The organism is Streptomyces sp. R302, assembly GCF_012927245.1.
GTDB lineage: Bacteria > Actinomycetota > Actinomycetes > Streptomycetales > Streptomycetaceae > Streptomyces.
Genome location: NZ_JABBGE010000012.1, coordinates 113133 through 139406 on the forward strand (window position 1 = coordinate 113133; position 26274 = coordinate 139406).

A 26274-nucleotide genomic window follows, 5' to 3' on the forward strand; every position below is an offset into this window, starting at 1 on the left:
CAACCCTTCGTCAGCCGCCTGTGAAGGATGACCTGTCGGGTTCGGGCAGGCGAAGATGCCCGGCCGCGGCTGCGGCTTCACCCCAAGGGACGGCCGCGCCGGGGATACGGCGCGGTCGACCCGTACTGCTCGGGTCCTCCACTCCTGCCGAACCAATCCTGTCGACCAGACGTCCGGAACGGCGGCAGGACTCGGCGTCCGCCCGGACCGCCCCGCCTGGGTGGCGGGGGCTTGTCGTCGTCGAGGATCTTGACCCACGGTTCGGTCGAAAACCGAGGGGAAACGACGTTATGTGAGGCTCCTCACGACTGATCCATACGGGTGGACAAGTGGGTTTCGTGATCGTCGTAGGTTTGGCCGACGAGGCCCGCACCAGCATCGGAATGCCCGATTCCGCCAAATGCGTACACCTGTTGCGCAACTCGCACACTTCATCTGTCGCCCGCGCGACTACGCCGGACGGGGGAGGGATCCTGCGCCCCGTGTCGGCCGTCCGGGGCTCGACACGACACGTCGGAATGTCAACTGGCCCGCGCGCCGGGCACGGTGATGCGGGCCGCCCGCCGCTCGCCGTCCAACACCCGCAGCGCACACGCCAATGTCTCGCTGTGGACCTCGCTCTCGCCCCGCGTATGCATGAGCGTCAGGGCCTCGCGCAGCGCCTCCACCCGCCCGACCAGCGCCTGTGCGGCGCGCAGGGCCCCATAGGTATGCGAGCCCCTGGATGGATTGATCTTCCCCAGGAGGTCGACGACTTCGAGGTGCGCGTCGATCAACTGCCCCTCGGCGCGCGTCAGGGCGGGCAGCGGCGGGAGCTCCGGCACCATCGCGGCCTCACCGTGCCGTCGGCGCGCCGGAGTCGGCGCCGCGCGTGCCGACGACGGAGTCGACCAGGCCGTACGCGAGGGCGGCCGGCGCGTCCAGGACGGTCGGGCGCTCGGTGTCGGCGGCGACCTCGCCCGGCTCACGGCCGGTGTACGCGGAGAGGAGCCCCGTCATCACGGAGCGCAGCCGCAGCATTTCGCGCGCCTGGAGGTCCAGGTCGGAGAGCTGCCCGGCGAGCGGCTCGTCGAGGACCGGTTGGCGCAGGGTGACCCGGGCGCCGGGCAGCATCATGCGCTTGCCGGGCGCGCCCGCGGCGAGCAGGACCGCAGCCGTGGAGCCGGCCTGCCCGAGGCAGGTGGTCTCCACGTCGCTCGCCAGGCTGCGCATGGTGTCGTGGATCGCGGTCATCGCGGTGATCGAGCCGCCGGGGGAGTGGAGGTGGAGCGCGACTGGAGAAACTGGAGGCCGAGGGGCGGGACGCCGCCGAGGAGCCGGTGATCCGTTCCGTCTCCGGGGCGGGGCTCGCCGGCGGGCTCGGTTCCGCCGCCGGTGAACAGCGCCGCTTCGGCATCGCCGCCCACCACCGCGACCCCGGCACCGGCTGACGCGGCGATCCCGCGACCCGATGATCATGGGATCGCAAAGCCGGAGTTAACGCGCCGGAAAAACTTCCGCCCTAACGTGCAATGTCCGGCCGTCCCTCGCATCTCCGTCGTTCAACAACGTGTTGACGGTCGGTAGGGTCCGCAGCTGTCCGGGTGCGGCCCGGTGGACGACTGTGAGGTGGAAGAGTGCAGCTGAGCCCGCACGAGCAGGAGCGCCTGCTCATTCACGTGGCCGCCGACGTGGCGGAGAGGCGCCGGGCGCGCGGGGTGAGGCTCAACCACCCCGAGTCCGTCGCCCTCATCACGGCGCACATCCTGGAAGGCGCCAGGGACGGTCGGACCGTCGCCGAGCTCATGGCCTCCGGGCGCAAGGTGCTCTCCCGCGAGGACGTCATGGACGGCATCCCCGAGATGATCCACGACGTCCAGGTCGAGGCCACCTTCCCCGACGGCACCAAGCTCGTCACCGTCCACGACCCGATCGTCTGACGGGGGCCGCCGCCGATGATCCCCGGAGAGATCCTGTACGCGGACGGGCCCGTGCCCCTCAACGAGGGCCGCCCCGTCACCCGCCTCACCGTCCTCAACGCCGCCGACCGGCCCGTCCAGGTCGGCTCCCACTACCACTTCGCCGAGGTCAACCCCGGCCTCGACTTCGACCGGTCGGCCGCGCGCGGCCTGCGCCTGCACATCGCCGCCGGCACCGCCGTGCGCTTCGAGCCCGGCATCCCCGTCGAGGTCGAGCTCGTGCCGATCGCCGGCCACCGCGTCGTCCCCGGCCTGCGCGGCGAGACCGCCGGCCCCCTGGACGCGACGACCGCGCCCGCAGCCCCGGACGCCGCGGTTCCGAACGGAGACACCCGTGCCTGACCTCCACCGTGCCGTCTACGCCGATTTGTTCGGCCCCACCACCGGCGACCGCGTCCGGCTCGCCGACACCGATCTCCTCGTCGAGATCGAGGAGGACCGCTGCGGCGGGCCCGGCCGGGCCGGCGATGAGGCCGTCTTCGGCGGCGGCAAGGTCATCCGCGAGTCCATGGGCCAGGCCCGCACCACCCGTGCCGAGGGCGCCCCGGACACGGTGATCACCGGCGCGGTCGTCCTCGACCACTGGGGGATCGTCAAGGCCGACATCGGCATCCGCGACGGCCGGATCACCGCTCTCGGCAAGGCCGGCAACCCCGACACCATGGACGGCGTCCACCCCGACCTCGTCATCGGCCCCGAGACCGAGGTGATCGTCGGCAACGGCCGGATCGTCACCGCCGGCGGCGTCGACACCCACGTCCACTTCATCTCCCCGACCGTGGTCGAGCAGGCCCTCGCCACCGGCATCACCACCCTCGTCGGCGGCGGCACCGGCCCCGCCGAGGGCACCAAGGCCACCACGGTCACGCCCGGCCCCTGGCACACGGCGCGGATGTTCGAGGCCCTCGACACCTTCCCCGTCAACATCGGCCTCCTCGGCAAGGGCAACACCACGTCCCGCGAGGCGATGCACTCCCAGCTGCGCGGAGGCGCCCTCGGCTTCAAGATCCACGAGGACTGGGGGGCCACCCCCGCCGTCATCGATGCCTGCCTCGGCGTCTGCGAGGAGACCGGCGTCCAGCTGGCCATCCACACCGACACCCTCAACGAGGCCGGGTTCGTCGGCGACACCCTCGCCGCCATCGCGGGCCGCACCATCCACGCGTACCACACCGAGGGCGCGGGCGGCGGGCACGCGCCGGACATCATCACCGTGGTCTCCGAGCCGCACGTGCTGCCCAGCTCGACCAACCCGACCCGGCCGCACACCGTCAACACCATCGAGGAACACCTCGACATGCTGATGGTCTGCCACCACCTCAACCCCGGCGTCCCCGAGGACCTCGCCTTCGCCGAGTCCCGGATCCGGCCCTCCACCATCGCCGCCGAGGACGTCCTCCACGACCTCGGCGCGATCTCGATCATCTCCTCCGACTCCCAGGCCATGGGCCGGGTCGGCGAGGTGATCCTGCGGACCTGGCAGACCGCCCACGTCATGAAGAGGCGGCGCGGCGCCCTGCCCGGCGACGGCCGCGCCGACAACCACCGGGCGCGCCGCTACGTCGCCAAGTACACGATCAACCCGGCCGTCGCCCAGGGCATGGACCACCTCGTCGGCTCCGTCGAACCGGGCAAGCTCGCCGACCTCGTCCTGTGGGAGCCCGCCTTCTTCGGCGTGAAGCCCCTCGTCGTCCTCAAGGGCGGCCAGATCGCGTACGCGCAGATGGGCGACGCCAACGCCTCCATCCCCACACCCCAACCGGTGCTGCCCAGGCCGATGTTCGGCGCGCTCGGCCGAGCGGCCGCCGCCGGCTCGGTCAACTTCACCGCCGAGGCGGCGATCGAGGACGACCTACCGCAACGCCTCGGCCTGGCCAAGGAGTTCACCCCGATCCGCTCCACCCGCCGGATCACCAAGGCGGACATGCGGGAGAACGACGCCGTGCCCCGCGTCGAGGTCGACGCCGACACCTTCACCGTCACCATCGACGGCGAAGCGGTCGAACCTGCCCCCGCCGCGGAACTGCCCATGGCCCAGCGCTACTTCCTCTTCTGATGGCGCGCTCGACCCTCCTCGTGCTCGCCGACGGCCGGTTCCCCGCCGGCGGGCACGCCCACTCCGGCGGTGCCGAGGCCGCCGTCAAGGCCGGCCGGGTCCGCGACGCCGCGAGCCTGGAGGCCTTCTGCCGCGGACGGCTGCACACCGCCGGACTCACCGCGGCCGGCCTCGCCGCCGGCGCGGCCCTCGGCCTCGACCCGCACGAGCTCGACGCCGCCGCCGACGCCCGCACCCCCTCGCCCGCGCTCCGCGCCGCCGCCCGCCGGCTCGGCCGGCAGCTGATGCGGGCCGCCCGGGCCACCTGGCCGTGCCCCGAACTCGACGCGCTCGCCGCCGCGTTCCCGCGCGGCGCGCACCAGCCCGTCGTCCTCGGCGCCACCGCGCGGGCCGCCGGGCTCGGCCCCGAGGACGCCGCGCACTGCGCCGCGTACGAGGCGGTCGGCGGCCCGGCCACCGCGACCGTACGGCTCCTGGGCCTCGACCCCTACCAGGCGACCGCCGTCCTCGCCCGGCTCGCCCCCGCGATGGACGAGGTCGCCGCCCGGGCCACCGCCGCCGCCCGCGAGGGCGTCGACGTGCTGCCCGCAGCCTCCGCGCCGCTCCTCGACATCACCGCCGAGCAGCACGCGGCCTGGCCCGTCCGCCTCTTCGCCTCGTAACAAGTGGAGCACTCCGCCATGCACCTCGACCACGACCACACCCACCACGGCGCGGTCTCCGCCGACGCCCACCGGCCCGACGGCACCCGGCGCGCCCTGCGCGTCGGCCTCGGCGGCCCGGTCGGCTCCGGCAAGACCGCCACCGTCGCCGCGCTCTGCCGCGCGCTGCGCGACACGCTCTCGCTCGCCGTCGTCACCAACGACATCTACACCCGCGAGGACGCCGAGTTCCTGCTCCGCGAGGCCGTCCTGCCGCCCGAGCGCATCCAGGCCGTCGAGACCGGCGCCTGTCCGCACACCGCCATCCGCGACGACATCTCCGCCAACCTGGAGGCGGTCGAGGAACTGGAGGAGGCGGTCGGCCCGCTCGACCTGATCCTGGTCGAGTCCGGCGGCGACAACCTCACCGCCACCTTCTCCCGGGGCCTCGTCGACGCCCAGGTCTTCGTCATCGACGTCGCCGGCGGCGACGACATCCCGCGCAAGGGCGGCCCCGGCGTCACCACCGCCGACCTCCTCGTCGTCAACAAGACCGACCTCGCCCCGTACGTCGGCTCCGACCTCGGCCGGATGGCCCGCGACGCGGCCGAGCAGCGCGGCGAACTCCCCGTCGTCTTCACCTCGCTGCGGTCCGCGGAGGGCGTTGGCCCGGTCGCCGACTGGGTGCGCGCGCGGCTCGCCGCCTGGACGGCCGCCCCGGCGCCCACCGCGTGAGCCTGCGCGCCACCGCCCGGATCGCCGCCGGGGCCGACGGCTCCCTGCCGGTCCTGGAGAGCGACGGGCCGCTCGCCCTGCGCCGGACCCGCGCCGCCGCCCCCGGCTGGACGCGGGTCACGGTGGTCGGCGCGATGAGCGCCCCGCTCGGCGGCGACCGGCTCGCGATCGAGACCGAGGTACGGGACGGGGCGCGGCTGCGGGTCGACTCGGCCGCCGCCACGCTGGCCCTGCCGGGCCGGGACCCCGGCCCGGCGGCGTACGAGCTCCGGCTCCGGGTCGGCGCGGACGCCGCCCTGCGCTGGCTGCCCGAACAGCTCGTCAGCGCCGACGGCTCCCACCTGCGGGTGCGCACCACGGTCGAGCTCGCCCCCACCGCACGCCTGGTGCTGCGCGAGGAGCAGGTCCTCGGCCGGCACGGCGAGCCGCCCGGCACCCTGGTCTCCCGGCTCACCGTCCGCCGCGCCGGCCGGCCCCTGCTCGACCAGGAGCTGGCGTACGGCCCCGGTGCCCCCGGCGGCTGGGACGGCGGCGCCGTCCTCGCCGGTCACCGCGCCACCGGCCAGCTCCTCGTCGTCGATCCGGCCTACGGGAAGGAGCCGCCGCCGGCGCGTCCGCTCGGCGAGCACGCGGTGCTCACCCCGCTCGCCGGACCGGCGGCGCTCGTCACGGCCGTGGCCCCCGACGCGCTCGTCCTGCGCCGGATCCTCGACGCCGTCCTCGCCGAACTCGCCCCCGCATGAGACGGATCGGGGTGTACCGCTCAGCGGACATCCCGATCCGGTTATGGGTTCGGCAAAGAAACGTGTGTTCGGACTGACGGGGTGCGCCCGTTGACGAAAGGATCACTCGAACAGACGACCACCTACAGGGGGAGGACCTTTGAGACGACGTACGGCAGTGCTCGGCTCCGCCGGCACGCTCATCGCCGCCACGCTCGTCGCGGGCGCGCTCGCGGCTCCGGCGGCCAGTGCCGACAGCGGCGCGCGCCACGGCCGCGACGCCGAGGCCTACGGAGTCGCGCTCGCCGCGGACCGGGCCGCCCGGGCCGGCATCGACTGGCAGGACTGCCCCGAGGACTGGGGCCTGGAGAAGCCGATCCAGTGCGGCTGGGTCACCGTCCCCGTCGACTACGCCCGGCCCGACGGCAAGAAGATCAAGATCGCCGTCGACCGGATCGGCGCCACCGGCACCCCCGCCGAGCGCCAGGGCGCGCTGCTCTACAACCCCGGCGGCCCCGGCGGCTCCGGCCTGCGCTTCCCGCGCCGCGTCACCACGAACCACAAGGTCTGGACGAACGTCGCCAAGGCGTACGACTTCGTGGGCTTCGACCCGCGCGGCGTCGGCAAGTCCGCCCCCATCTCCTGCGTCGACCCGACCGAGTTCGTCAAGGGCCCCAAGCTCGACCCGGTTCCCGACAGCGAGGCCGACAAGCGGGCGCAGCGCAAGCTCGCCGCCGAGTACGCCGAGGGCTGCTTCGAGAAGAGCGGCGACATGCTCCCGTACATGACGACGCCGAACACCGCCCGCGACCTCGACGTCGTCCGCGCCGCCCTCGGCGAGAAGAAGCTCAACTTCGTCGGCGTCTCGTACGGCACCTACCTCGGCGCCGTCTACGGCACCCTCTTCCCGACGCACGTCCGCCGCATGGTCCTGGACAGCGTCGTCAACCCCTCGACCCGGTCGATCTGGTACAAGGCCAACCTCGGCCAGGACATCGCCTTCGAGGGCCGGCTCACCGACTGGATGACCTGGGTCGCCCGGAACGACGCCACCTACCACCTCGGCTCCACCCTGGCGGAGGTCCGGCAGCAGTGGGACACCCTGCGCGCCGCCGCCAAGAAGGAGCCGCTCGGCGGCAAGGTCGGCCCGGCCGAGCTCATCGGCTTCTTCCAGATCGCCCCGTACTACGACTCCAGGTGGGCGCCCGTCGCCGAGGCGTGGAGCGCGTACGCCGCCGGTGACCCGCAGCCGCTCATCGACAACGCCGCCGCGGACCTCACCGACACCGCCGGCAACATCGCCTCGGAGAACGGCAACGCCGTCTACACCGCGGTCGAGTGCGCCGACGCCCCCTGGCCGACCAGCTGGAAGAAGTGGGACCGGGACAACTCCCGCCTCCACGAGCAGTACCCGTTCATGACCTGGGCCAACGCCTGGATGAACCTCCCCTGCGCCACCTGGAAGGCCCCGAGCCAGAAGCCCGTGCACGTGAAGACCGGCAAGGGCCTGCCGCCGGTGCTCATCGCCCAGGCCGAGCGCGACGCCGCCACCCCGTACGAGGGCGCCGTCGAGCTCCACAAGCGGTTCAAGGGCTCGCGCCTGATCACAGAGAAGGACGCCGGGTCGCACGGCATCACCAGCCTCGTGAACCCGTGCCTCAACTCCAAGGTCGACGCCTACCTGCTGACCGGAAAGCTCGACGCCACGGACCAGACGTGCGCCCCGCACGCCGCCCCGCGGCCGTGACCACGAGCTGAAGCGAGGGGCCGTCGCCACCCGGCGACGGCCCCTCCGCCGTGCTCAGGACCCGGCGGCCTTCACCACGGCCGCGTACTCGTCCACGTACTCCTGCCCCGACAGCCGCATGATCGCGTACATGATCTCGTCCGTGACCGCCCGGACCACCGCCCGCTCGTCCGCCGAGCCCGCGAAGCGCGAGAAGTCCAGCGGCTCCCCGAAGCGGATCGTCACCCGCCGGATCCGCGGCACCACCCGCCCCGGCGGCTGGATCTCGAAGGTGCCGACCATCGCGCACGGCACCACCGGCACCCCCGCCGTCAGCGCCATCACCGCCACCCCCACCTTGCCCTTGTACAGGCGCCCGTCGTGCGAGCGGGTGCCCTCCGGGTAGATCCCGAGCAGCTCGTCCCGGGCCAGCACCCCGAGCCCCTCGCGGATCGCGGCCTGCCCCGCCTCCTTGCCCGAGCGGTCCACCGGGATCTGCCCGGCGGCCCGGAAGAACGCCGCCGTCAGCCGCCCCTTCAGACCGGGCCCGGTGAAGTACTCCTGCTTCGCCAGGAAGGTGATCCGCCGGTCGAGCACCACCGGCATCAGGAAGTGGTCGGAGAAGGAGAGGTGGTTGCCCGCGACGATCGCCGCGCCCTCCTCGGGGATGTGCTCCACCCCCTCCACCCTCGGCCGGAACAGCAGCTTGAGCAGCGGCCCGAGCAGTACGTACTTCAGCAGCCGGTAGAACACCGGAAACCCCCGTTCGTCGTCCGTCCCGCCCGTTGTAACCCCCCGCCCGCCCGTGGTCCACTGGTCGGAGTGGCCCGACTCGCCCGGGAGGCCGAAAATGCCAGGCGCGCCAGCACCCCGGGGACCCCGCCGCCTGCTCACCGCCCTGCTCTGCGCGGTGGCGGCGGCCGGACTGTACGGCTGCTCGGACTCCGGCCCGAACGAGCCGGCCCCGACGCCGACCGGCACCGCCCCCAGCGCCGCCCCCAGTGCCGTCTCCCCGCTCACCGGGCTGCCCGCCCGCACCGGTCCGGTCCTCGCCGTGAAGATCGACAACGTGCCCGCGGCCCGCCCCCACACCGGCCTCGGCGCCGCCGACCTCGTCTACGTCGAACAGGTCGAGGGCGGCGTCACCCGGCTCCTCGCCGTCTACTCCTCCCGGCTCCCCGACAGCATCGGCCCGGTCCGCAGCGCCCGCGAGTCCGACATCTCCCTGCTGCGCCCCTTCGGCAACCCCGCGCTCGCCTACTCCGGCGCCCAGCGCGCCCTGAACCCGCTCCTGGAAGCAGCCCCCCTCGACCTCGTCCAGCAGGCCTCCGACCCCGCGGCCTTCCGCCGCTCCCCGGACCGGCCCGCCCCGCACAACCTCTACCTGCGCCCCGAGCGCGCCCTGGCCGCCGCCCCGGACGCCTCCGACGTCCGGTCCGTGGGCTTCCGCTTCGGCGCCGCGCCCGCCGGCGGCACCGCCACCACCACCGAGACCGTCCGCTTCCCGGCCGCCCGCTACGCCTTCACCTGGTCCGCCGCCGACCGCGGCTGGCACGTCGCCATGGACGGCCGCCCCGCCACCACCACCGACGGCGGCCCGCTCACCCCCGCCACCGTCGTCGTCCAGCGGGTCACCGTCCGCCCCTCCGACTTCCACGACGTCAACGGCGCCGTCTCCCCGTACACCGAGACCACCGGCTCCGGCACGGCGACCGTGCTGCGCGACGGACGGGCGTACGAGGCCCGCTGGTCCCGCCCCGACCCGGCCGGCGGCACCGCCTTCACCACCCCCGACGGCCGCCCCCTCGCCTTCGCGCCCGGACAGGTCTGGATCGTCCTCGCCCCGCGCTGACCCGCGGATGAACGCGCCGGACGGGGGGTAGGCGCGGGACACGAGGCAATTCCCCCGGCGAGGAGGCACGTCATGAGCACCGGCATGTGGGGCTACGCGGAGTCCTCCGGCCACGTGCCGGGCGACACCCTGATCGGCTACGCGGTGGAGGCCACCGACGGCGGCATCGGCAAGGTCGACCGGCACACCGAGGACGTCGACCGGTCCTACCTGGTCGTGGACACCGGGCCGTGGATCCTCGGCCACAAGGTCGTCCTGCCCGCCGGTCTCGTCGACCGCGTGGACCGGGAGAACGAGACCGTGCACGTGAACTGCACCAAGAAGCACGTCCACGAGTCGCCCGACTTCGAGTCCGGGCAGCACGAGGACGACGTCACCTTCATCCGGCTCATCGAGCAGTACTACTCGAACCGGCACATGTGAGAGCGGACCGGGCCGTCGGCCGGGCCGTCAGCGCGGTGTCGGGCCCGTCCCGCCCGCGCGTGGCCCGCGCCGCGCCGTGACCGACTCGGTGCTGTCCGCCGCCGCCATCCCGATCGTCGCCACCATCAGCACGATCCAGCCGAACCAGAGCCAGCCGCTGCTCCCGAGCGCCACCGTGTACGCGCTGATCAGCACCAGCACCGCACAGGTGACGATCGTCATCGCCTTCGTGGAACCGGACATCTGCCCGCCCTCCTCCCGACCGGGGCCAGGGAAGCCTCCCTGCCATGGTGACTCCCCACGGGGGGCGCCCGCTACTCCCGTGCGCTCCGGAAGGTCAGCGGCGCGCCTGGAGCGAGGCCAGGTACGCGTTGTACTCCGCCAGCTCCTTGTCGCCGTCCCGGTCCGCCTGCCGGTCCTTGCGGACCGCCTGCCGCTGCTCGGAGTGGTACCACTGGTAGACGAGCGCGATCAGCACGAGCACCGAGGGGATCTCGCTGAACGCCCAGGCGATGCCGCCCGCCGCGTTCTGGTCGGCGAGCGCGTCGATGCCGAGCGAGGCCGGCGGGTTCTCGTACACCTTCACCATCGGCTGGGACGCCATCATCATGGCGATGCCGAAGAAGGCGTGGAACGGCATGCCCGCGAAGAGCTCCAGCATCCGCATCACATAGCCGGGCCGGTGCGGGCCCGGGTCCACGCCCATGATCGGCCAGAAGAAGACCACGCCGACCGCGAGGAAGTGGACCATCATCGCGATGTGCCCCGGCGTCGACGACATCAGGGTGTCGAAGAGCGGGGTGAAGTAGAGGCCGTAGAGGCTGGCGATGAAGATGCCGATGGTGAAGACCGGGTGCGTGATGATCTTCATGTACCGGCTGTGCAGCAGCTTGAGGAGCAGCTCGCGCGGGCCGAGCGAGCCGCGTCCGGCCACCGGCAGCGCCCGCAGCGCGAGGGTCACCGGCGCGCCGAGCAGCAGCAGGATCGGCGAGACCATGGAGATCACCATGTGCTGCACCATGTGCACGCTGAACATGACCATGCCGTAGTCGTTCAGCCGGGTGCACGTCACCAGGGCGACGGTCAGCACGCCGAGGGTGAAGAGCACGGTCCGGGAGACCGGCCAGGCGTCCCCGCGCCGGCGCAGCCGGGCGACCCCCCACCCGTACAGGCCGAGCGCCACGAGGCACCCGATGAGGAAGAAGAGGTCGGGAGAGAACTCCAGGCCCCGCCCCAGCGTGAACGGCGGCAGATCCATGGTCATGCCGTGCCCGCTGTGATCCATCGCTTACTCCTGGAGCCCATTGCGCGCCGAGCCCGTTTCGCGCTTGTTGTCCGCACCAGACTAGAACCGCCCCCGGGCGCGCTCGCGACCGGGGGCGGGTGTCGGGGCGGCGGGTGCTCAGAGCACGCACTCGGCCTCGGCGTAGCGGTCCGAGGGGACCGTCTTCAGGGTCTCGACGGCCTGCGCGAGCGGCACCATGACGATGTCGGTGCCGCGCAGCGAGGTCAGCATGCCGAACTCGCCGCGGTGCGCCGCCTCGACGGCGTGCCAGCCGAAGCGGGTGGCGAGGACGCGGTCGTACGCGGTGGGGGTGCCGCCGCGCTGGACGTGGCCGAGGATGACCGGGCGGGCCTCCTTGCCGAGCCGGCGCTCCAGCTCCACGGAGAGCTGGTTGGCGACGCCGGTGAACCGCTCGTGGCCGTAGATGTCGGTGCCGGCGGTCTTGAAGTCCATGGAGGAGCCCTCGCGCGGCTTGGCGCCCTCGGCGACGACGACGATCGCGAAGCGCTTGCCGTCCTCGAAGCGGGCGCCGACCCGGGAGGTCAGCTCGTCGATGTCGAAGGGGCGCTCCGGGACGACGACGGCGTGGGCGCCGGCGGCCATGCCCGAGTGCAGGGCTATCCAGCCGGTGTGACGGCCCATGACCTCGACGACGAGGACGCGCTGGTGGGACTCGGCGGTGGTCTTCAGCCGGTCGAGGGCCTCGGTGGCCACGGTGACGGCGGTGTCGAAGCCGAAGGTGACGTCGGTCGAGGCGATGTCGTTGTCGATCGTCTTCGGGACGCCGACGATGGGGAGGCCCGCCTCGGAGAGGAGGTTGGCGGCCTTGAGGGTGCCCTCGCCGCCGATCGGGATGATCGCGTCGAGACCGAGGTCGGCGACGTGGCCCTTGGCCCGCTCGACGCCGTCGACGAGGTGCGCGGGCTGGACCCGGGAGGAGCCGAGGATGGTGCCGCCGCGGGCGAGGATGCCGCCCACCGCGTCGAGGTCGAGCTTCCGGTAGTCGCACTCCAGGAGGCCCTTCCACCCGTCGTGGAAGCCGATGACCTCGTCCCCGTGGTCGACCACGGCCCGGTGCACGACGGACCGGATGACGGCATTCAGACCGGGGCAGTCTCCGCCGGAGGTGAGCACACCAATGCGCATAGCCCAAAAACCTTTGCAACGTGGGCCGACTCCCGGACCACGTCGTCCGGCTGGATCCCCGCCACCCTATCGTTGCCGGGTGGCGGGGCCGAACCGGATGTCCGCAGATTGGACACCGTATTTACTTACGAATCCAATGTGCGCCAGCCCGCTCAGAAGTGCGCTTCCGCGCGACTTCCCGACGGCTCGTCAGGCGGGCTGGGAGGCGGCCGCGATGCGCTCGGAGCGCAGCGCCTCGTACCACCGGTCGTCGGTCGGCGGCAGCGCGTTCACATCGAGGGCCAGCTTCAGGAGCAGGTCCGCGATCTGCGGGTTGCGGGCCATCACGGGACCGTGCATGTAGGTACCGAAGACGGTGTCGTTGTACGCGCCCTCGGTGCCGTCGCCGGTGCCGTTGCCCCGGCCGATGACGGTCCGCGCGAAGGGGCGGGCCGTCGGGCCGAGGTGGGTGACGCCCTGGTGGTTCTCGAAGCCGGTCAGCTGGGGGAGGCCCAGCTGCGGGTCGATGTCGGCGAGCACGTCGCCGACGCACCGCTCGCCCTCGCCGCGGACCGTGGTCACGTCGAGCAGGCCGAGGCCCGGCTCGCGCTCCCCGAGGTCGTTGACGAACTCGTGGCCCAGGATCTGGTAGCCGGCGCAGACCGAGAAGATGATCGCGCCGTTGGAGGCGGCCCGGGGGAGGCCGCCGTCCCGGCGCAGCCGCTCGGCCGCGAGCCGCTGCGGCCGGTCCTCGCCGCCGCCGATCAGATAGATGTCGCCGGAAGTGGGGATGGGCTGGTCGCTGCGGACGTCGACGCGCTCGACGGCCAGGCCCCGCTGGCGGGCGCGGCGCTCGACGACGAGGACGTTGCCCTGGTCGCCGTAGGTGCTGAGCAGGTCCGGGTAGACCCAGACCACACGCAGGCTGCTGTCACTCATGCTGCAAGTCCTTCTGCGAGTCGGGGCGGGGTCAGTTGCCCACGCGGCGGCGGACGTCCTGGAACGCGGTGTAGTTCGCGATCAGCTCGATCTGCCCGGGCGGGGCCATGGCGACGGCCTCGTCGAGCGTCTCGCAGACGCGGAAGTCGACGCCCGCGACCTCCAGGCGGACCGCCAGGTCGAGCCGGCGGTCGCCGATGACCATGATCGGGTGGCCGGCGAGCCGCCCGTAGTCCACGTCCCACAGCCAGGAGGTGTCGGTGCCGTCGGCGCCGCGCGCGTTGACCGAGAGGATCACCGGCGTCGGCGGCCGGTCGATCAGCGAGAAGGTCTCCAGCCAGCCGGCCGGGTTCTTCGCGAGCAGCAGCCGCAGCTGGCGGTCCTGGAAGGTGACCACGTCGTAGCGGCCGGCGACGGCCTGGACCTGGTACATGCGCTCCAGGGCGACCTGCGGCGGCACGCCGAAGACGGCGGCGACGGCGGCCGAGGTGGCGGCGTTCGCCTTGTTGGCGCGGCCGGGCAGCTGGAGCCGGATGGGCCAGGCCGAGCCGTGCGGGTCGAGCACGTGGTCGCCGCTGAGCGCCCAACTCGGGGCGGGGCGGCGGAAGCCGCACTCGCCGCAGAACCAGTCGTCGCCGGGGCGCTGCAGGACACCGCCGCAGGAGGGGCACGACCAGGCGTCGTCCTTCCACTCCTGGCCGACCGCGACCCACACCACGTTCGGCGAGGAGGAGGCGGCCCACACGATCAGCGGGTCGTCGGCGTTGGCGATGACGACGGCCTTGGAGCCGTTGAGCCCCTCGCGCCACTTCTCGGCGAGCATCCGCGTCTCGGCGGCGCGGTCGAGCTGGTCGCGGGAGAGGTTGAGCAGCGCGATGGCCTTGGGGGTGGTGTCGCGGGCGACGCCGGCGAGGTACTTCTCGTCGACCTCGATCACGCCGTACTTGGCGTCACTGCCGCCGGCGAGGGCGGAGGTGATGCCCGCGGGCATGTTGGCGCCGAGGGCGTTGGAGACCACGGGGCCGCTGGCCCGGAGCGCCTCGGCGATGAGCCGGGTCGTGGTGGTCTTGCCGTTGGTGGCGGACACGAGGACGACGTCCAGGTGCTGCGCGAGCCTCCCCAGCAGGTCGGGGTCGAGCTTGAGCGCCACCCGGCCGCCGATCACCGATCCGCTGCCGCGTCCGGCCGCCCGCGACACCGCGGCGGCCGCCTTGCCCGCGGTCACGGCCAGCTTGGCGCGCGGCGACAGCGGCTCTGGATTACCGGGGTGTCCTGACATCGTCCTTGATCCTCCTTGCGTCGGTCGGGGCTCAGCCTATCGAGAACCGGCCAGGAGCCCGAACCACGGCACCCATGCCGACCGTATGAAACGAGGAGGTCACGGCGGACCGTACCCTTACGGCCATGCGAAACCGCCCCATCCCCGGCAGCTCCGGCATCGTCCGGACGATGACCCTGCTCGGCGACCCCGTGCTGCACACCCCCTGTGCCCCCGTCACCGAGTTCGGACCCGAACTCGACCGGCTGGTCGAGTCCATGTTCGCCACGATGTACGCGGCGCACGGCGTCGGTCTGGCCGCGAACCAGGTGGGTGTGGGGCTGCGGGTCTTCGTCTACGACTGCCCGGACGACGAGGAGGTCCGTCACCTGGGGCACGTGGTCAACCCGCGCCTGGTCGAGGCGGACGGCGACGCGTACCGAGGCCCCGAGGGCTGCCTCTCGCTGCCGGGCCTGGAGGCGCCGGTGGCCCGCTTCGACCGCGCGGTGGTCGAGGGCGTCCGCACCGACGGCACCCCCGTCCGGATCGAGGGCACGGGTTTCTTCGCCCGCTGCCTCCTCCACGAGATGGACCACCTGGAGGGGCACGTCTACGCGGAGCACGTCACGGGGTGGCGCAGATCACGCCTCCTGCGCACGATCCGCAAGCAGCCCTGGGGCGAAGGCGCGTCAGCGCTCGAGGCGTAGCGCGGGGCTTCATCCGGTACGGCTCCGAGGGCGGACGCCCGGAATCGGCAGCCCCCGCGGCCCGAGGCCCGTGGCCCCCACGGGGTCGCTCCCGCCCCGGCCCCCGGGCGGGGTCAGAAGCCCGGGCCGTCCGGGCGGTCGTCGGCTTCGGCGAGGCGGCCCCAGAGGAGGTCCGCCAGGGCCTGGACGAGGTCGGCGCGGGAGCAGGGGCGCTCGCCGAGCCACCAGTCGCCGGCGGCGTGCATCATGCCGACGATGCCGTGGCCCCAGATCCGGGCCTGTGCCTCGGCGGCCGGGCCGAGGTCGACGCGCTCGGCGATGACCTGGCCCAGCTCCTCGCCCATCCGGCGAAGGAGCGGCGCCGAGTGGCGGCCGACGTCGAAGCCCTGCTCGGCCTGGTGGGACTCCTCGGCCGGGTGCATGAGGAAGCGGTAGACCTGCGGCATCGCCTCGATGGAGGCGAGGTAGGTGTCGAGGGTGGACTCGACCCGGCGGCGCCGGTCGGCGGGGGCGTCGAGCGCGGCCCGCAGCGAGGCGAGGAGGGCGTCGGTGTGGCGGATGGCGAGGGCCCGGTAGAGGCCGCCCTTGTCGCCGAAGTGGCGGTAGAGGATCGGCTTGGTGATGCCCGCCTCGGCCGCGATCGCGTTCATGGATGCCTTGGGGCCGTCGCGGAGCACCACCCGGTCCGCCGCCTCCAGCAGTTCGCGCCGCCGCTGCTCGGCGCTCTTCTGCTGGTCGGTGGTCCGGTGTGCGATGTCCATAAGCGTGTCTCCCCGCCCGTGCGATGACCTGAGGCTGTCGCAACGTAACACCCGACCGGCATGCTGTGCCGAACCGCCTGAGCGTCCTCCGTCCCGGAGGATCCGCAGGTTGACAGCTGTACCCGCCGGTAACAGACTGGGTGTTACCGCAAGTAACGTACTGCTGGGAGGGAACATGGCCGAGTTCACGTTCGAGCTCAACGACGACCAGAAGGAAGTCCGTGACTGGCTCCACGGCTTCGCCGCGGACGTCATGCGGCCGGCCGCCGCCGAGTGGGACGAGCGTGAGGAGACCCCCTGGCCGATCATCCAGGAGGCGGCCAAGCTCGGAATCTACTCCCTCGACTTCTACGCCCAGCAGTTCTTCGACCCCACCGGCCTCGGCGTCCCGATGACCATGGAGGAGCTCTTCTGGGGCGACGCCGGCATCGCCCTCTCCATCGTCGGCACCGGCCTCGCCGCCGTCGGCGTCCTCGCCAACGGCACCGAGGAGCAGATCGGCACCTGGGTGCCGCAGATGTACGGCGACGCGAACGACGTCAAGGTCGCCGCCTTCTGCTCCTCCGAGCCCGACGCCGGCTCCGACGTCGCCTCCATGCGCACCCGGGCCGTCTACGACGAGGCCAAGGACGAGTGGGTGCTCAACGGCACCAAGACCTGGGCGACCAACGGCGGCATCGCCAACGTCCACGTCGTCGTCGCCGTCGTCGACCCGGAGCTCGGCTCCAAGGGCCACGCCTCCTTCATCGTGCCGCCGCACACCCCCGGCCTCTCCCAGGGCCAGAAGTTCCAGAAGCACGGCATCCGCGCCTCGCACACCGCCGAGGTCGTCCTGGAGGACGTGCGCGTCCCCGGCTCCTGCCTCCTCGGCGGCAAGGAGAAGCTCGACGAGCGCCTCGCCCGCGCCCGCGAGAAGGCCAAGTCCGGTGGCGGCGAGCGCGTCAAGAACGCCGCCATGGCCACCTTCGAGGCCTCCCGCCCGGCGGTCGGCGCCATGGCCGTCGGCACCGCCCGCGCCGCGTACGAGGTCGCCCTCGACTACGCGAAGACCCGCGTGCAGTTCGGCCGCCCGATCATCGAGAACCAGGGCGTCGCCTTCCAGCTCGCCGACATGGCCACGCAGATCGACGCGGCCCGCCTCCTCGTGTGGCGCGCCTCCTGGATGGCCACCGCCGGCAAGCCGTTCACGCACGCCGAGGGCTCCATGTCCAAGCTGTACGCCAGCGAGGTCGCCAAGAGCGTCACCGCCCAGGCGATCCAGATCCTCGGCGGCAACGGCTACACCCGCGAGTACCCGGTGGAGCGCATGCACCGCGACGCGGCGATCTACACCATCTTCGAGGGGACCAGCGAGATCCAGCGCATGGTCATCAGCCGCGCGCTCGGCAGGTAGCCCCGGCGTCGCTCAGCCGAACCAGACGATCAGGCGGACGTTCCCGTCACCGTGGACGGCCGCCAGGTCGCGCATGACCGCCCAGACCGGGCCCCAGCGGTCGCCGTCGGGCGGGACGAACATCCGGGGCGTGTACAGGGCCGGACGGTAGACCGCCCCCTCCCACGGGACCTCGCCGCCGGGCGGCCACTCGAACGGCCACAGGTCCTCGCCGAAGAGCTCCTCCGAGGCGTCGAGGACCTCGATCGGGGCCCACCTCACGTGGTCGAAGACGAGCTCCCCGTCCGGGCCCGGCACCCACACCGCGAGGTGGTTGCCGTCGGCGCGGTCGTTCAGCGGCGCGTCCCAGTCGACGGCCGCCACCTCGGCCCAGGTGGCGTACGAGTGGCTGTGGTTGATCTCGTCGTCGGGGATGTCCCCGGAGGCCCCCTCCGGGACGCCCCGCAGGTCGAACAGCGGACGCTCCACCTGGAGCCCGCCGCCGTACCCCCACAGGACCTCCCGCGCGTTCCGGTCGCGCACCGACGCGCACTCCGGCAGCCGGTCGCGGACCGCCCAGCGCCCGTCCGGCCCCCGCACCTCGATCGCGCCCTCGATGTCGCTCCCCATGTCCGGGAGGGTAACCGCGTGTTCGACACGGCCGCTCGGAATTCACGGGTCCGCAAGGGCCGCTCCATTCCGCCTCCGTAGCGTCTCGGCCCGTCCCAGACCGCTACCGAGGAGTACCGTGAGCGCCTCCGCTCTGACCGCCCTGGCCGCCGCCTTCACCGTCGTGGCCGCGGTCCCCGCCACCCCCCAGCCCGTCACCGTCACCGCCCGCGTCGAGACGCCCGTCGTGTACGACGACGAGGCCGGCGGCAACGCCGACGCGGACGACCCCGCCGTCTGGGTCGACCCCACGCGGCCCGGCCGCAGCCTCGTCATCGGCACCCTCAAGGAGGGCGGCCTCGACGTGTACGGGCTCGACGGCCGCCGCCTCCAGCACCTCGCCGCCCCGCCCGCCCCCGGCGAGGACGCCGCCCCCGGGCGGTTCAACAACGTCGACGTCGTCTACGGCTTCGAGCTGGACGGCCGCAGGACCGACCTGGCCGTCGTCAGCGACCGCGGCCGCGACCGGATCCGCGCCTACGCCATCGACCCGGCCGCCGTCGCCGCGGGCCGCGCCCCGCTGCGGGACGTCACCGCCGCCGACGTCACCCCCGTCTTCGCCGCGAGCGAGGCCGAGGTCGACGACCAGAACACCTCCTACGGCCTCACCGCCTACCGCGACGGCGACGACGCCTACGTCGTCGTCTCGCAGCGCGAGCGCAGCCGGCTGCGCCTGCTCGAACTGGAGGACCGCGACGGCCGGGTCGGCTACCGCACCGAGGACACCCTCGACCTGCCCCGGTCCTTCACCCTGCCGGACGGCACCGCCTGGCGGCCCTGCGCCGACCCCGGCGAGCTGCCGCAGGTCGAGGGCATGGCCGTCGACCAGGAGGAGCACGTCCTCTACGCCGCCCAGGAGGCCGTCGGCCTCTGGCGCGTCGAGATCGACGACGAGGAGTTCGAGCGACCCGAACTCCTCGACCGCGTCCGCCAGTACGGCACCCCGTGGACGTACGACGAGGCCGAGGAGGAGTGCGTCCTCGACACCGCGCACGACCCCGGCTTCGGCGGCGCGCACCTGAGCGCCGACGCCGAGGGCGTCACCGTCTACCACGGCGACGACGGCACCGGCTACGTCCTCGCCTCCAGCCAGGGCGACGACACCTTCGCCGTCTACGCCCGCGAGGGAGCCCACCCCTACCTCGGCTCCTTCGCCGTCACCGACGGGCCCGCCACCGACGGCGTCCAGCACTCCGACGGCACCACCGTGGTGAACGTGCCGCTCGGCCGCGCCTTCCCGCAGGGCCTGCTCGTCACCCACGACGGCGAGGCCACCCCGGCGGACGGCGACCGCGAGGGCACGAACTTCAAGTTCACCCGCTGGGACGACGTCGCCGGGGCCTTCCCCGAGCCGCTGACCGTCGACACCGACTCCTTCGACCCGCGCGACGCCGACTGACCGACCGGTCACACCACGCAGAACTCGTTGCCCTCCGGGTCCTGGAGCACCACGGCGTAGTAGTCCGTCCCGTGCGGCTCGTCCATCATGCGCAGCACGGTCGCGCCGAGCGCGGTCAGCCGGGCCACCTCCCCGTCGACCCGCGCCCGGCGCACGGAGAGCGGCACCCCGCGTCCACCGCCGACCTTCAGGTCCAGGTGGACGCGGTTCTTCACCGTCTTCGGCTCCGGCACCTGCTGGAACCAGACCCGCGGGCCGACGCCCGCCGGGTCCACCAGCGACTCCGGCAGGTCCCCCGCCCCGTCGCCCAGCTCCTCCTCCGGCACCCCGGACGCCGCCCAGTACGCCCGCCAGCTCGCGTACCCCTCCGGCGGCGGCTCCGGCACGTACCGCAGCGCCTCCGCCCAGAAGGGCACGAGCCGGGCAGGATCCGCGCAGTCGATCGTCAGCTGGAGCGTCAGTGCGGGGCGCTCGCCCCTGTCGTTCTCTTCCATGTCGTCGAGCCTCCCAGACGCCACCGACAACTGGAGCTACCCATCGGTCACTTCATGGGGGACAATCCCCAGGGCGCCGCGACCCAGGGGGAGACCAGATGGCCACCGAAGCACCCGTCCTCACCGGACTGCCCGTCCTCGGCTCGATGTTCGACCTCAGGAACGACTCGCTCGGCACCTTCCTGCGCGCCCGGCGCGAACACGGCGACGTCGTCCGCATCACCGCCGGCCCGCCCGGCGCCCGCGCGAACGTCTACGCCGTCTTCTCCGCCGAGGGCGCCCAGCAGGTCCTCGCCGCCGAGTCCGCCAACTTCCGCAAGGACAACGCCTTCTACCAGGAGGTCCGCGAGTCCTTCGGCAACGGCCTGCTCACCAGCCAGGACGAGGACTACCTGCGCCAGCGCCGGCTCGTCCAGCCGCTCTTCACCAAACGCCGCGTGGACGGCTACGCCGACGCCATCGCCACCGAGGTCGCCACCCTCACCGCCGAGTGGGAGACGACCGGAGCCACCACCGTCGACGTCCTCCACGAGTCGACCCGGCTCGCCCTGCGCGCCGTCGCCCGCATCCTCTTCGGCACCGACGTCGACTCCGCCGTCGAGGTCGTCGAGCGCTGCTTCCCCGGCGTCGGCGCGTACGTGCTCAGCCGCGGCTACGCCCCCGTCAAGGTCCCCCGCGACTGGCCCACCCCCGGCAACCGCCGGGCCGCCGCCCTCCACCGGGCCCTCTACGAGGAGTGCGACCGGATCATCGCCGAGCGGAAGGCCGCCGGCCGGGCCGAGGAGGACGGCGACGACCTGCTGTCGCTGCTCGTCCGCGCCGAGTCCGCCGAGGACGGCGCCTTCGACGCCACCGAACTCCGCGAGCAGGTCCTCGTCTTCCTGCTCGCCGGCCACGAGACGACCGCCACCTCCATCGGCTTCGCCCTCCACCTCCTCGCCCTGCACCCCGAGGCCCAGCGGCGCGCCCACGAGGAGGTCGACCGGGTCCTCGGCGACCGCGCCCCCGGCGCGGCCGACCTCGACCGCCTGCCGTACGTCACCCGGGTCCTGAAGGAGGCCATGCGGCTCTTCCCGGCCGCGCCCGTCATCGGCCGCCGGGCCGTCGCGGCCACCACGATCGGCGGCGTCGCCGTCCCGGCCGGCGCCGACGTGGTCGTCGCCCCCTGGGTCACCCACCGGCACCCCGCCTACTGGGAGGACGCCGAGCGCTTCGACCCGGACCGCTTCACCCCCGAGGCGGAGGCCGCCCGCCCCCGCTACGCCTGGTTCCCCTTCGGCGGCGGCCCCCGGGCCTGCATCGGCCAGCACTTCTCGATGCTGGAGTCGGTGATCGCGCTCGCGACGATCCTCCGGCGCCACGGCTTCGAGGCGGTGGACACCGAGGTGCCGGTCGCCCCCGCGATCACCCTCCAGGCCGCCGGACCGGCCCGCTGCCGGCTCGTCCCCCGGAAGGCGTGACCCGCGGGCGTCAGTCCGCGGACCTCCGGCCGTGGAGGTGGAGCGAGCGCAGCGCCGCCTCCAGGGCGAAGCGGCGCTCCGGGTCCAGGAGCCGGTCACCGAAGTGGTTGTCGAGGTTCCGCAGCCGGTAGCGGACCGTCTGGGCGTGCACGCCGAGCAGTTCGCCGACCTGCTCGGCGGGCGCCCGGGTGGAGACGTGCACCCGCAGCGTCTCGACGAGCCGCTCGCGGCGGGTGCCCGACAGGCCGTCCAGCGGGGCCAGTTCGCGCTGGGCCAGCTGGGCCGTCAGCGCCGGGTCGGCGAGCAGCCACAGGGTCGTCAGATGGTCCTCGCACGCCACCACGGGCGCGTCCGCGACGACGCCGTCGTCGACGAGCTGGAGGACCCGCCGCGCCCAGCGCAGCGAGTGGGCGGCCTGCGCCGGCGGCACGGTGAGCCCGAGGACGGCCGGGGTGCCGGCCAGGGCCGCGTCGAGCATCGCCCGGCGCTCGGCGGTCAGCGGTCCCGGCACCAGCAGATGGGGGTGCGGCAGGCTCAGGTCGGCGAGGACGTCCCGGTCGAGCCGCTCGGGCACCACCCGGGCGGCCGGCGGCCGCAGCACGACCAGGGTGCACTCGGCGGGGAGCTGCCAGGACGCCTCCCGGCACAGCTCGGCGACGGCGGCCCGGGGCAGCGGCGGCCCGGCGACGACGAGGTGGAGCAGCTTCCTGCGCAGCGCCGCCACGTCGGAGACCGCGCGGGTCCGGACGGAGACGTACCCCTCGCGGGAGAGGGCCTCCAGCTCGTCCACGTACGCGAAGAGGGCGTCCGCGAAGGCGAGGATCAGGGTGGGGGAGAGGTTGTAGGTGCGCCCGATGCTCTTGGCGCGCCGCAGGGCGACGCGGGCGCCGAGGCGGTAGGCGCCCAGTAAGGAGTCCAGGGCGCGCCCCTCGTACGCCTCCACCCGGCCGAACTGGCGGAGCAGTTCGTCGCGGAGGGTGGAGCTCGTCCCGGGGGTGTCGACCCGGTCCACGAAGGCGGCCAGGGCCTGCTCGACGCCCTGGCGGATGGCGTCGCAGTGGGGGCCGTTGAAGAGGTGGTTGTACACGGGGTAGGCGCGCTCGATCTCGAAACCGATCTCCTTGACGAGACCCGGGATCTCCGGTCGCATCAGGGCGGCGAACTCTCGCGGCAGCGGATCGAGCGGCTCACCGAGCTCCGGTGACTGTGCGGTGGAGGGCATGGAGACCGATCCCTTGCTCTGCTACGTGACCGGTGGGGGAGCGGCGCTGCGGCGCCCTGCCGGGGTTGGCGGGCGCCGCAGGAGCCATCAGGTACGTACCGATGTGGATTCGCTGAAAGCTAGGACAACTACTTGGTGCTGTACACAACTTGAGCAGGAGTCATGTCCGCGGGGCGGGCGTACGCGGCCGAGTCGGCCGGTAATGACTCCTGAGTGGCCGTTAGTTGACGGCCGAGTGCCAGTTGCGCGAGAAGACCTTGCCGGCGTCGGGGGCGAGGACGCCGGGGGCGAACAGGCCGGTGAGGTAGGTCTGGGTGTCGTCGAGGAGGAGCTTGTTCCTGCCCGCGGCGGCGGGCAGCCCCGTCTTCAGGTTGACCGCCGCGTCGATGATCCCGAACCAGCCGAGGCCGCAGCCGCTCGCACCCGGGACGGCGAAGCTGTCGTCGTACTGGGTGGCGCCGAGCAGGTCGAGGCGGCTCATCTCGCCTTCCTCGTTCGCGGTGCCGTCGCCGTCGAAGCGCGTGACGCCGAAGCCGGGCGCCGTGAGGTTCTTCGGGCGGAGCAGGATCGGGTTGCTCTTGGAGCCGATGTAGCAGTTGTCGCCGAGGAACGGGTTCTGCAGACGGATGCGGACCGGGATGGTCACGATCGGCCGGTCGGTGAGGACGCCCGCGATCTGGTCGAACTCGGAGGGCGTGCCGACCGACTCCATGGTCGCGGTGATCCGGTTGAGGTCGGCGTCCGTCAGCTTCCGGCAGATGTCCGTGACGAACGGGATGTCGCTCGGGCACATCAGCCCCATGAGACCGCCGGGGACGGTGGCCGGGTCGGCGATCAGCGCGCCTCCGGCGGGTGCCACGACCGAGTTGGTGCCGTCGGCGTTCTGCACGACGCCCATCTGGAGGTTGGTCTTCCCTGTGGGCACCGTGGTGTTGCCGAGCTTGATGGAGCCGCTGAGGGAGTACGACACGACGCACTGCGGCGAGGTGTCGAGACCGTCCGTGGAGGCCATCGCGGTCGCGTCGACGGGACACCGGGTGGACGGCGCCCAGCCGCCGTTGAGCACCGGCGCGGCCGCGGTCGCCGTGCCCATGGAGGCGAAGGCGCCGAGCGCGGTGAGCGCCGAGACGGTGGCGAGCTTGGTGCGGGCGGAGACGAGGGGCATGGCGGAGCCTTTCGGTCGGGGGCGGCGCCCGGGGTCAGCGCTCGGGCTTGGGGACGACGAGGGGCTGGCGGTCCTCGGTGCACTGGTCCGGAGGCGGTACCTCGATGCCCACGGAGCAGGTCTGGCCCTGGATCTGCTTGACGTAGTTGTCCGGCCCCGAGATCGCGGCGGTCAGCAGCCGGTCGAGGTCCTCGCCGCCCGCGCCGCAGTCCTTGAAGGGCGGGATGGTGACGGTGCCGGTGAGGGGGCCGCCGCCGGTGAGGACGTAGCCTTCGGCGTCGGTCCCGTTGATGAGCTGCCCCTTGCCCAGGAGCACGAGGTGGTCTCCGGGGTACGTGGCGGGGTCGGGCTCCGGCGAGGTCAGCGGCTTCTCGGTGCGGCAGTCGGGTCCGACGTCCAGCGGCGTGCCGTTGACCTGGACGTCGAGGACGCGCAGGACCAGCGGCGCCCTGACGTACGTCTCGGAGATGTTGTCGGGGAAGACCAGGAGGACGTCCGAGTCGACGGTCATCGGTCCCTTCTGTTCCAGGACCAGGGTCGCCGTGGTCGGGGTGAAGCCGAAGGTCAGGAAGGTCGCCCGGAAGGGCGGGGTCTGGGCCCGTCCCTGGTAGGAGAGCCTGGCCACCGATTTGGTGATCAGGTGGATCCCGTCCTCGCGGAACTCGATCTCGGGCAGGCCCTGTTCGATCAGGGTGCAGGACACCGGGATGACGTTGGCGCCGTTCAGCTTCCGCACGTTGGAGTAGCCCGTGATGTACGCGGACAGCGACATCGGCGTCGGCTCCTCGGTGATGCAGGGCGGCGCGTCCGGCCGGGGCCCCGGCGTGCCCGGTGTCTCCTCCTCGGCCGGGCCGAGCCCCCTGCCCTCCGGCTTCGGGTCCGGCCCCGCGTCGGGGGTCTCGGGGGCGCCCGGCGTTCCGCGCGTGACCCCCGGCGCGGTCGGCGGGACCGGCGGGTCAGAGGGGAGGGACGGGGACGGCGAGGAGGGCGCCGTGGTCGGGGGCGGCGGAGCCGACGGCGTACCGGTCGAGGCGCCGGCGCCGACCGGGACCCGGGCGAGCACCGTACGGCCCTCCGCGTCCGGGGCGGGGGCACAGGCCACGGACAGGGACGGGGGAGTGGTGGCCGTCCCGTCGGCCGCGCTCGGCGCGAGGTCCACGGCGAGCGCCCCGGCGGTGAGGACCAGCTCCCCCGCGGCACCCGTGGTCAGGGACGGCACGTCGCCGGTCGTGGCGAGGACGAGGGGGCCTTCGGCGGGCACGGGGACGGGCTGCGCGGTCCCGCTCCAGGCGGCCTCCGCACGCTGCTCGTCCTGCGCCACGCCGACGGTGAGGCGGGTCTCGGCCCGTACGGCGGCGGCCTGCGGCGTGGTGAGGCCGGCGACGGCCGCGGCCGGGAGCTCGACGGTCGTGGTGACGTCGGAGGGCCGTATCTCCTCGCCCACGGCGGCCCGTTCGGGGAAGGCCGCGGTGATCCGCACCGTCGCCTGCTGCGGCCCCGAGGGCAGGGTGCAGACGTACGGCAGCGCGGCGTCGACCTTCACGGTGCCGACGGCGACGGCGGCCGCGGGCAGCAGCGGGGCGAGCGCCACGAACGCGGCGATCGTCGCACCGCGCACCCGCGCGCGGGAGGATCGTGGGGTGGGCCGGGGGCCTGACATCTGGTGCTCCGCTCGGAGGGGGCTCAGGGGGTGGTGCCGGTGATCGTGACCAGGCGGGTCCCCTTGAAGGCCGGCCGGGAGCCGACGGGGACGAACGTGCGGCAGCCGGCCGCCGCGACGACGGTGAGCTCGCCCGCGAGGCCGTCGGCGGCGAAGGCGCCCGTCGCGTCGGTGGAGGCGCTCGACGCCTTGGCCGCCGCGCGGAGTGCGCAGGTCCCCACGGTCGCCTTGAGGTCGGCCAGGGGGTCGATGACGGCGACGGGCGCCGGGTCGCCGGTGGCGTTCTGCGGCCGGCCGGAGGCGGTGGACCGGCCGCACGGCAGGGCGAGGCCGTTGACGCCGAGGACGACGTTCCCGCTCACCGCGGTGAAGCCGCCCGACGGGCTCACCGTCCAGACCGTCGACGCGACCGTGGCGCGTCTTCCGAGCTGCTTCTTCATGGTGCGGGTCTCCTCGGGGGCGCCTCGGGGGCGGCGGACGCGGACAGGCCCGCGTCCGCCCGGCCGGGGGGCCGGCCGGGCGGACGCGGAGTCCCGGTGCCTTACGGGTTGGAGCCGACGATCGTCGGGATCGCCGTACCCACCTTGAAGAGGTACGTGCCCTTGAAGGTCGGCTTCGCGCCGACCGGGACGGCCGCGCCGCAGC

28 protein-coding genes and 1 riboswitch are annotated in these 26274 nt (G+C 73.3%); of the genes, 13 read left to right on the top strand and 15 right to left on the bottom strand.

Annotated features, from left to right (window positions below):
- Nucleotides 1-207, bottom strand: a riboswitch (cyclic di-AMP (ydaO/yuaA leader).
- 314 nt (nt 208-521) lie between these two features.
- Both HHL19_RS31425 and HHL19_RS37865 read right to left on the bottom strand, forming a co-directional pair.
- Nucleotides 522-827, bottom strand: coding sequence for a hypothetical protein (locus HHL19_RS31425; protein WP_169093782.1), 306 nt, complete (start codon nt 825-827; stop codon nt 522-524).
- A 7-nt stretch (nt 828-834) separates the two neighbouring features.
- The gene (locus HHL19_RS37865) at nt 835-1233 is read right to left on the bottom strand and encodes an ATP-dependent Clp protease proteolytic subunit (RefSeq protein WP_240981998.1); all 399 of its coding nucleotides are present in this window, start codon (nt 1231-1233) and stop codon (nt 835-837) included.
- 383 nt (nt 1234-1616) lie between these two features.
- On the opposite strand from HHL19_RS37865, the gene HHL19_RS31435 reads away from it, so the two are divergent.
- From HHL19_RS31435 to HHL19_RS31465, 7 genes are all read left to right on the top strand, one after another.
- Nucleotides 1617-1919: an urease subunit gamma gene (locus HHL19_RS31435; protein WP_169093784.1), complete on the top strand. Its 303-nt coding sequence runs from the start codon at nt 1617-1619 to the stop codon at nt 1917-1919.
- A 15-nt stretch (nt 1920-1934) separates the two neighbouring features.
- A complete protein-coding gene (locus HHL19_RS31440) occupies nt 1935-2300 on the top strand; it encodes an urease subunit beta (protein WP_169093785.1) in 366 nt (121 codons plus the stop codon).
- Nucleotides 2293-4014: an urease subunit alpha gene (locus HHL19_RS31445; protein ID WP_169093786.1), complete on the top strand. Its 1722-nt coding sequence runs from the start codon at nt 2293-2295 to the stop codon at nt 4012-4014. Before HHL19_RS31440 ends, HHL19_RS31445 begins: the two co-directional genes overlap by 8 nt.
- On the top strand, nt 4014-4676 hold the full coding sequence (locus HHL19_RS31450; protein WP_169093787.1) for an urease accessory UreF family protein: 663 nt from the start codon (nt 4014-4016) through the stop codon (nt 4674-4676). The genes HHL19_RS31445 and HHL19_RS31450 overlap by 1 nt, the downstream gene beginning before the upstream one ends.
- Nucleotides 4677-4694: 18 nt before the next feature.
- Nucleotides 4695-5390, top strand: coding sequence for an urease accessory protein UreG (ureG, locus tag HHL19_RS31455; protein ID WP_169093788.1), 696 nt, complete (start codon nt 4695-4697; stop codon nt 5388-5390).
- Complete coding sequence (locus HHL19_RS31460) at nt 5387-6133, top strand: urease accessory protein UreD (protein WP_169093789.1); 747 nt, start codon at nt 5387-5389, stop codon at nt 6131-6133. The genes ureG and HHL19_RS31460 overlap by 4 nt, the downstream gene beginning before the upstream one ends.
- Nucleotides 6134-6272: 139 nt before the next feature.
- Nucleotides 6273-7859 carry an alpha/beta hydrolase gene (locus HHL19_RS31465; RefSeq protein WP_169093790.1) on the top strand — a complete coding sequence of 529 codons (1587 nt, stop codon included), beginning with the start codon at nt 6273-6275 and terminating at the stop codon, nt 7857-7859.
- Between the two features lie 54 nt (nt 7860-7913).
- Here the strand turns inward: HHL19_RS31465 and HHL19_RS31470 are convergent, their stop codons facing one another.
- Nucleotides 7914-8591 (bottom strand): lysophospholipid acyltransferase family protein, encoded by a 678-nt coding sequence (locus tag HHL19_RS31470; protein ID WP_169093791.1) that lies wholly within the window; start codon nt 8589-8591, stop codon nt 7914-7916.
- Nucleotides 8592-8688: 97 nt separating this feature from the next.
- Between HHL19_RS31470 and HHL19_RS31475 the strand changes: the two genes are divergently transcribed.
- Entirely contained in the window at nt 8689-9690 is a 1002-nt protein-coding gene (locus HHL19_RS31475; RefSeq protein ID WP_169093792.1) for a DUF3048 domain-containing protein, read from the top strand.
- Nucleotides 9691-9762: 72 nt separating this feature from the next.
- A complete protein-coding gene (locus HHL19_RS31480; protein ID WP_169093793.1) occupies nt 9763-10113 on the top strand; it encodes a PRC-barrel domain containing protein in 351 nt (116 codons plus the stop codon).
- Between the two features lie 27 nt (nt 10114-10140).
- On the opposite strand, the gene HHL19_RS31485 is transcribed toward HHL19_RS31480, so the two are convergent.
- From HHL19_RS31485 to HHL19_RS31505, 5 genes are all read right to left on the bottom strand, one after another.
- On the bottom strand, nt 10141-10356 hold the full coding sequence (locus tag HHL19_RS31485; protein WP_169093794.1) for a hypothetical protein: 216 nt from the start codon (nt 10354-10356) through the stop codon (nt 10141-10143).
- Nucleotides 10357-10450: 94 nt separating this feature from the next.
- On the bottom strand, nt 10451-11398 hold the full coding sequence (locus HHL19_RS31490) for a cytochrome c oxidase assembly protein (RefSeq protein WP_169093795.1): 948 nt from the start codon (nt 11396-11398) through the stop codon (nt 10451-10453).
- A gap of 117 nt (nt 11399-11515) precedes the next feature.
- The gene (locus HHL19_RS31495; RefSeq protein ID WP_169093796.1) at nt 11516-12544 is read right to left on the bottom strand and encodes a 6-phosphofructokinase; all 1029 of its coding nucleotides are present in this window, start codon (nt 12542-12544) and stop codon (nt 11516-11518) included.
- Between the two features lie 189 nt (nt 12545-12733).
- Nucleotides 12734-13462 carry a glutamine amidotransferase gene (locus tag HHL19_RS31500; RefSeq protein ID WP_169093797.1) on the bottom strand — a complete coding sequence of 243 codons (729 nt, stop codon included), beginning with the start codon at nt 13460-13462 and terminating at the stop codon, nt 12734-12736.
- 31 nt (nt 13463-13493) lie between these two features.
- Nucleotides 13494-14741, bottom strand: a complete 1248-nt coding sequence (locus tag HHL19_RS31505; RefSeq protein ID WP_169093798.1) for a MurT ligase domain-containing protein — start codon at nt 14739-14741, stop codon at nt 13494-13496.
- A 125-nt stretch (nt 14742-14866) separates the two neighbouring features.
- Between HHL19_RS31505 and def the strand changes: the two genes are divergently transcribed.
- Nucleotides 14867-15427: a peptide deformylase gene (def, locus tag HHL19_RS31510; RefSeq protein ID WP_169093799.1), complete on the top strand. Its 561-nt coding sequence runs from the start codon at nt 14867-14869 to the stop codon at nt 15425-15427.
- 113 nt (nt 15428-15540) lie between these two features.
- On the opposite strand, the gene HHL19_RS31515 is transcribed toward def, so the two are convergent.
- Nucleotides 15541-16188 carry a TetR family transcriptional regulator gene (locus tag HHL19_RS31515; protein ID WP_169093800.1) on the bottom strand — a complete coding sequence of 216 codons (648 nt, stop codon included), beginning with the start codon at nt 16186-16188 and terminating at the stop codon, nt 15541-15543.
- 175 nt (nt 16189-16363) lie between these two features.
- On the opposite strand from HHL19_RS31515, the gene HHL19_RS31520 reads away from it, so the two are divergent.
- Nucleotides 16364-17581, top strand: coding sequence for an acyl-CoA dehydrogenase family protein (locus tag HHL19_RS31520; RefSeq protein ID WP_169093801.1), 1218 nt, complete (start codon nt 16364-16366; stop codon nt 17579-17581).
- A 12-nt stretch (nt 17582-17593) separates the two neighbouring features.
- On the opposite strand, the gene HHL19_RS31525 is transcribed toward HHL19_RS31520, so the two are convergent.
- Nucleotides 17594-18190 (bottom strand): hypothetical protein, encoded by a 597-nt coding sequence (locus tag HHL19_RS31525; RefSeq protein WP_169093802.1) that lies wholly within the window; start codon nt 18188-18190, stop codon nt 17594-17596.
- A gap of 118 nt (nt 18191-18308) precedes the next feature.
- Here HHL19_RS31525 and HHL19_RS38295 point away from each other — a divergent pair, with 118 nt between their 5' ends.
- Nucleotides 18309-19628 carry a phytase gene (locus HHL19_RS38295; protein ID WP_169093803.1) on the top strand — a complete coding sequence of 440 codons (1320 nt, stop codon included), beginning with the start codon at nt 18309-18311 and terminating at the stop codon, nt 19626-19628.
- An 8-nt stretch (nt 19629-19636) separates the two neighbouring features.
- Here the strand turns inward: HHL19_RS38295 and HHL19_RS31535 are convergent, their stop codons facing one another.
- A complete protein-coding gene (locus HHL19_RS31535) occupies nt 19637-20122 on the bottom strand; it encodes a VOC family protein (RefSeq protein WP_169093804.1) in 486 nt (161 codons plus the stop codon).
- A 98-nt stretch (nt 20123-20220) separates the two neighbouring features.
- On the opposite strand from HHL19_RS31535, the gene HHL19_RS31540 reads away from it, so the two are divergent.
- Nucleotides 20221-21582 carry a cytochrome P450 gene (locus HHL19_RS31540; RefSeq protein ID WP_169093805.1) on the top strand — a complete coding sequence of 454 codons (1362 nt, stop codon included), beginning with the start codon at nt 20221-20223 and terminating at the stop codon, nt 21580-21582.
- Nucleotides 21583-21592: 10 nt separating this feature from the next.
- Here HHL19_RS31540 and HHL19_RS31545 read toward each other — a convergent pair whose 3' ends face one another.
- From HHL19_RS31545 to HHL19_RS31560, 4 genes are all read right to left on the bottom strand, one after another.
- Complete coding sequence (locus HHL19_RS31545) at nt 21593-22804, bottom strand: helix-turn-helix domain-containing protein (RefSeq protein WP_169093806.1); 1212 nt, start codon at nt 22802-22804, stop codon at nt 21593-21595.
- Between the two features lie 220 nt (nt 22805-23024).
- A complete protein-coding gene (locus HHL19_RS31550; RefSeq protein ID WP_169093807.1) occupies nt 23025-23969 on the bottom strand; it encodes a hypothetical protein in 945 nt (314 codons plus the stop codon).
- Nucleotides 23970-24003: 34 nt separating this feature from the next.
- Nucleotides 24004-25629 (bottom strand): DUF6801 domain-containing protein, encoded by a 1626-nt coding sequence (locus HHL19_RS31555; RefSeq protein WP_169093808.1) that lies wholly within the window; start codon nt 25627-25629, stop codon nt 24004-24006.
- Nucleotides 25630-25652: 23 nt separating this feature from the next.
- Complete coding sequence (locus tag HHL19_RS31560; protein WP_169093809.1) at nt 25653-26069, bottom strand: hypothetical protein; 417 nt, start codon at nt 26067-26069, stop codon at nt 25653-25655.
- Between the last annotated feature and the right edge of the window lie 205 nt (nt 26070-26274).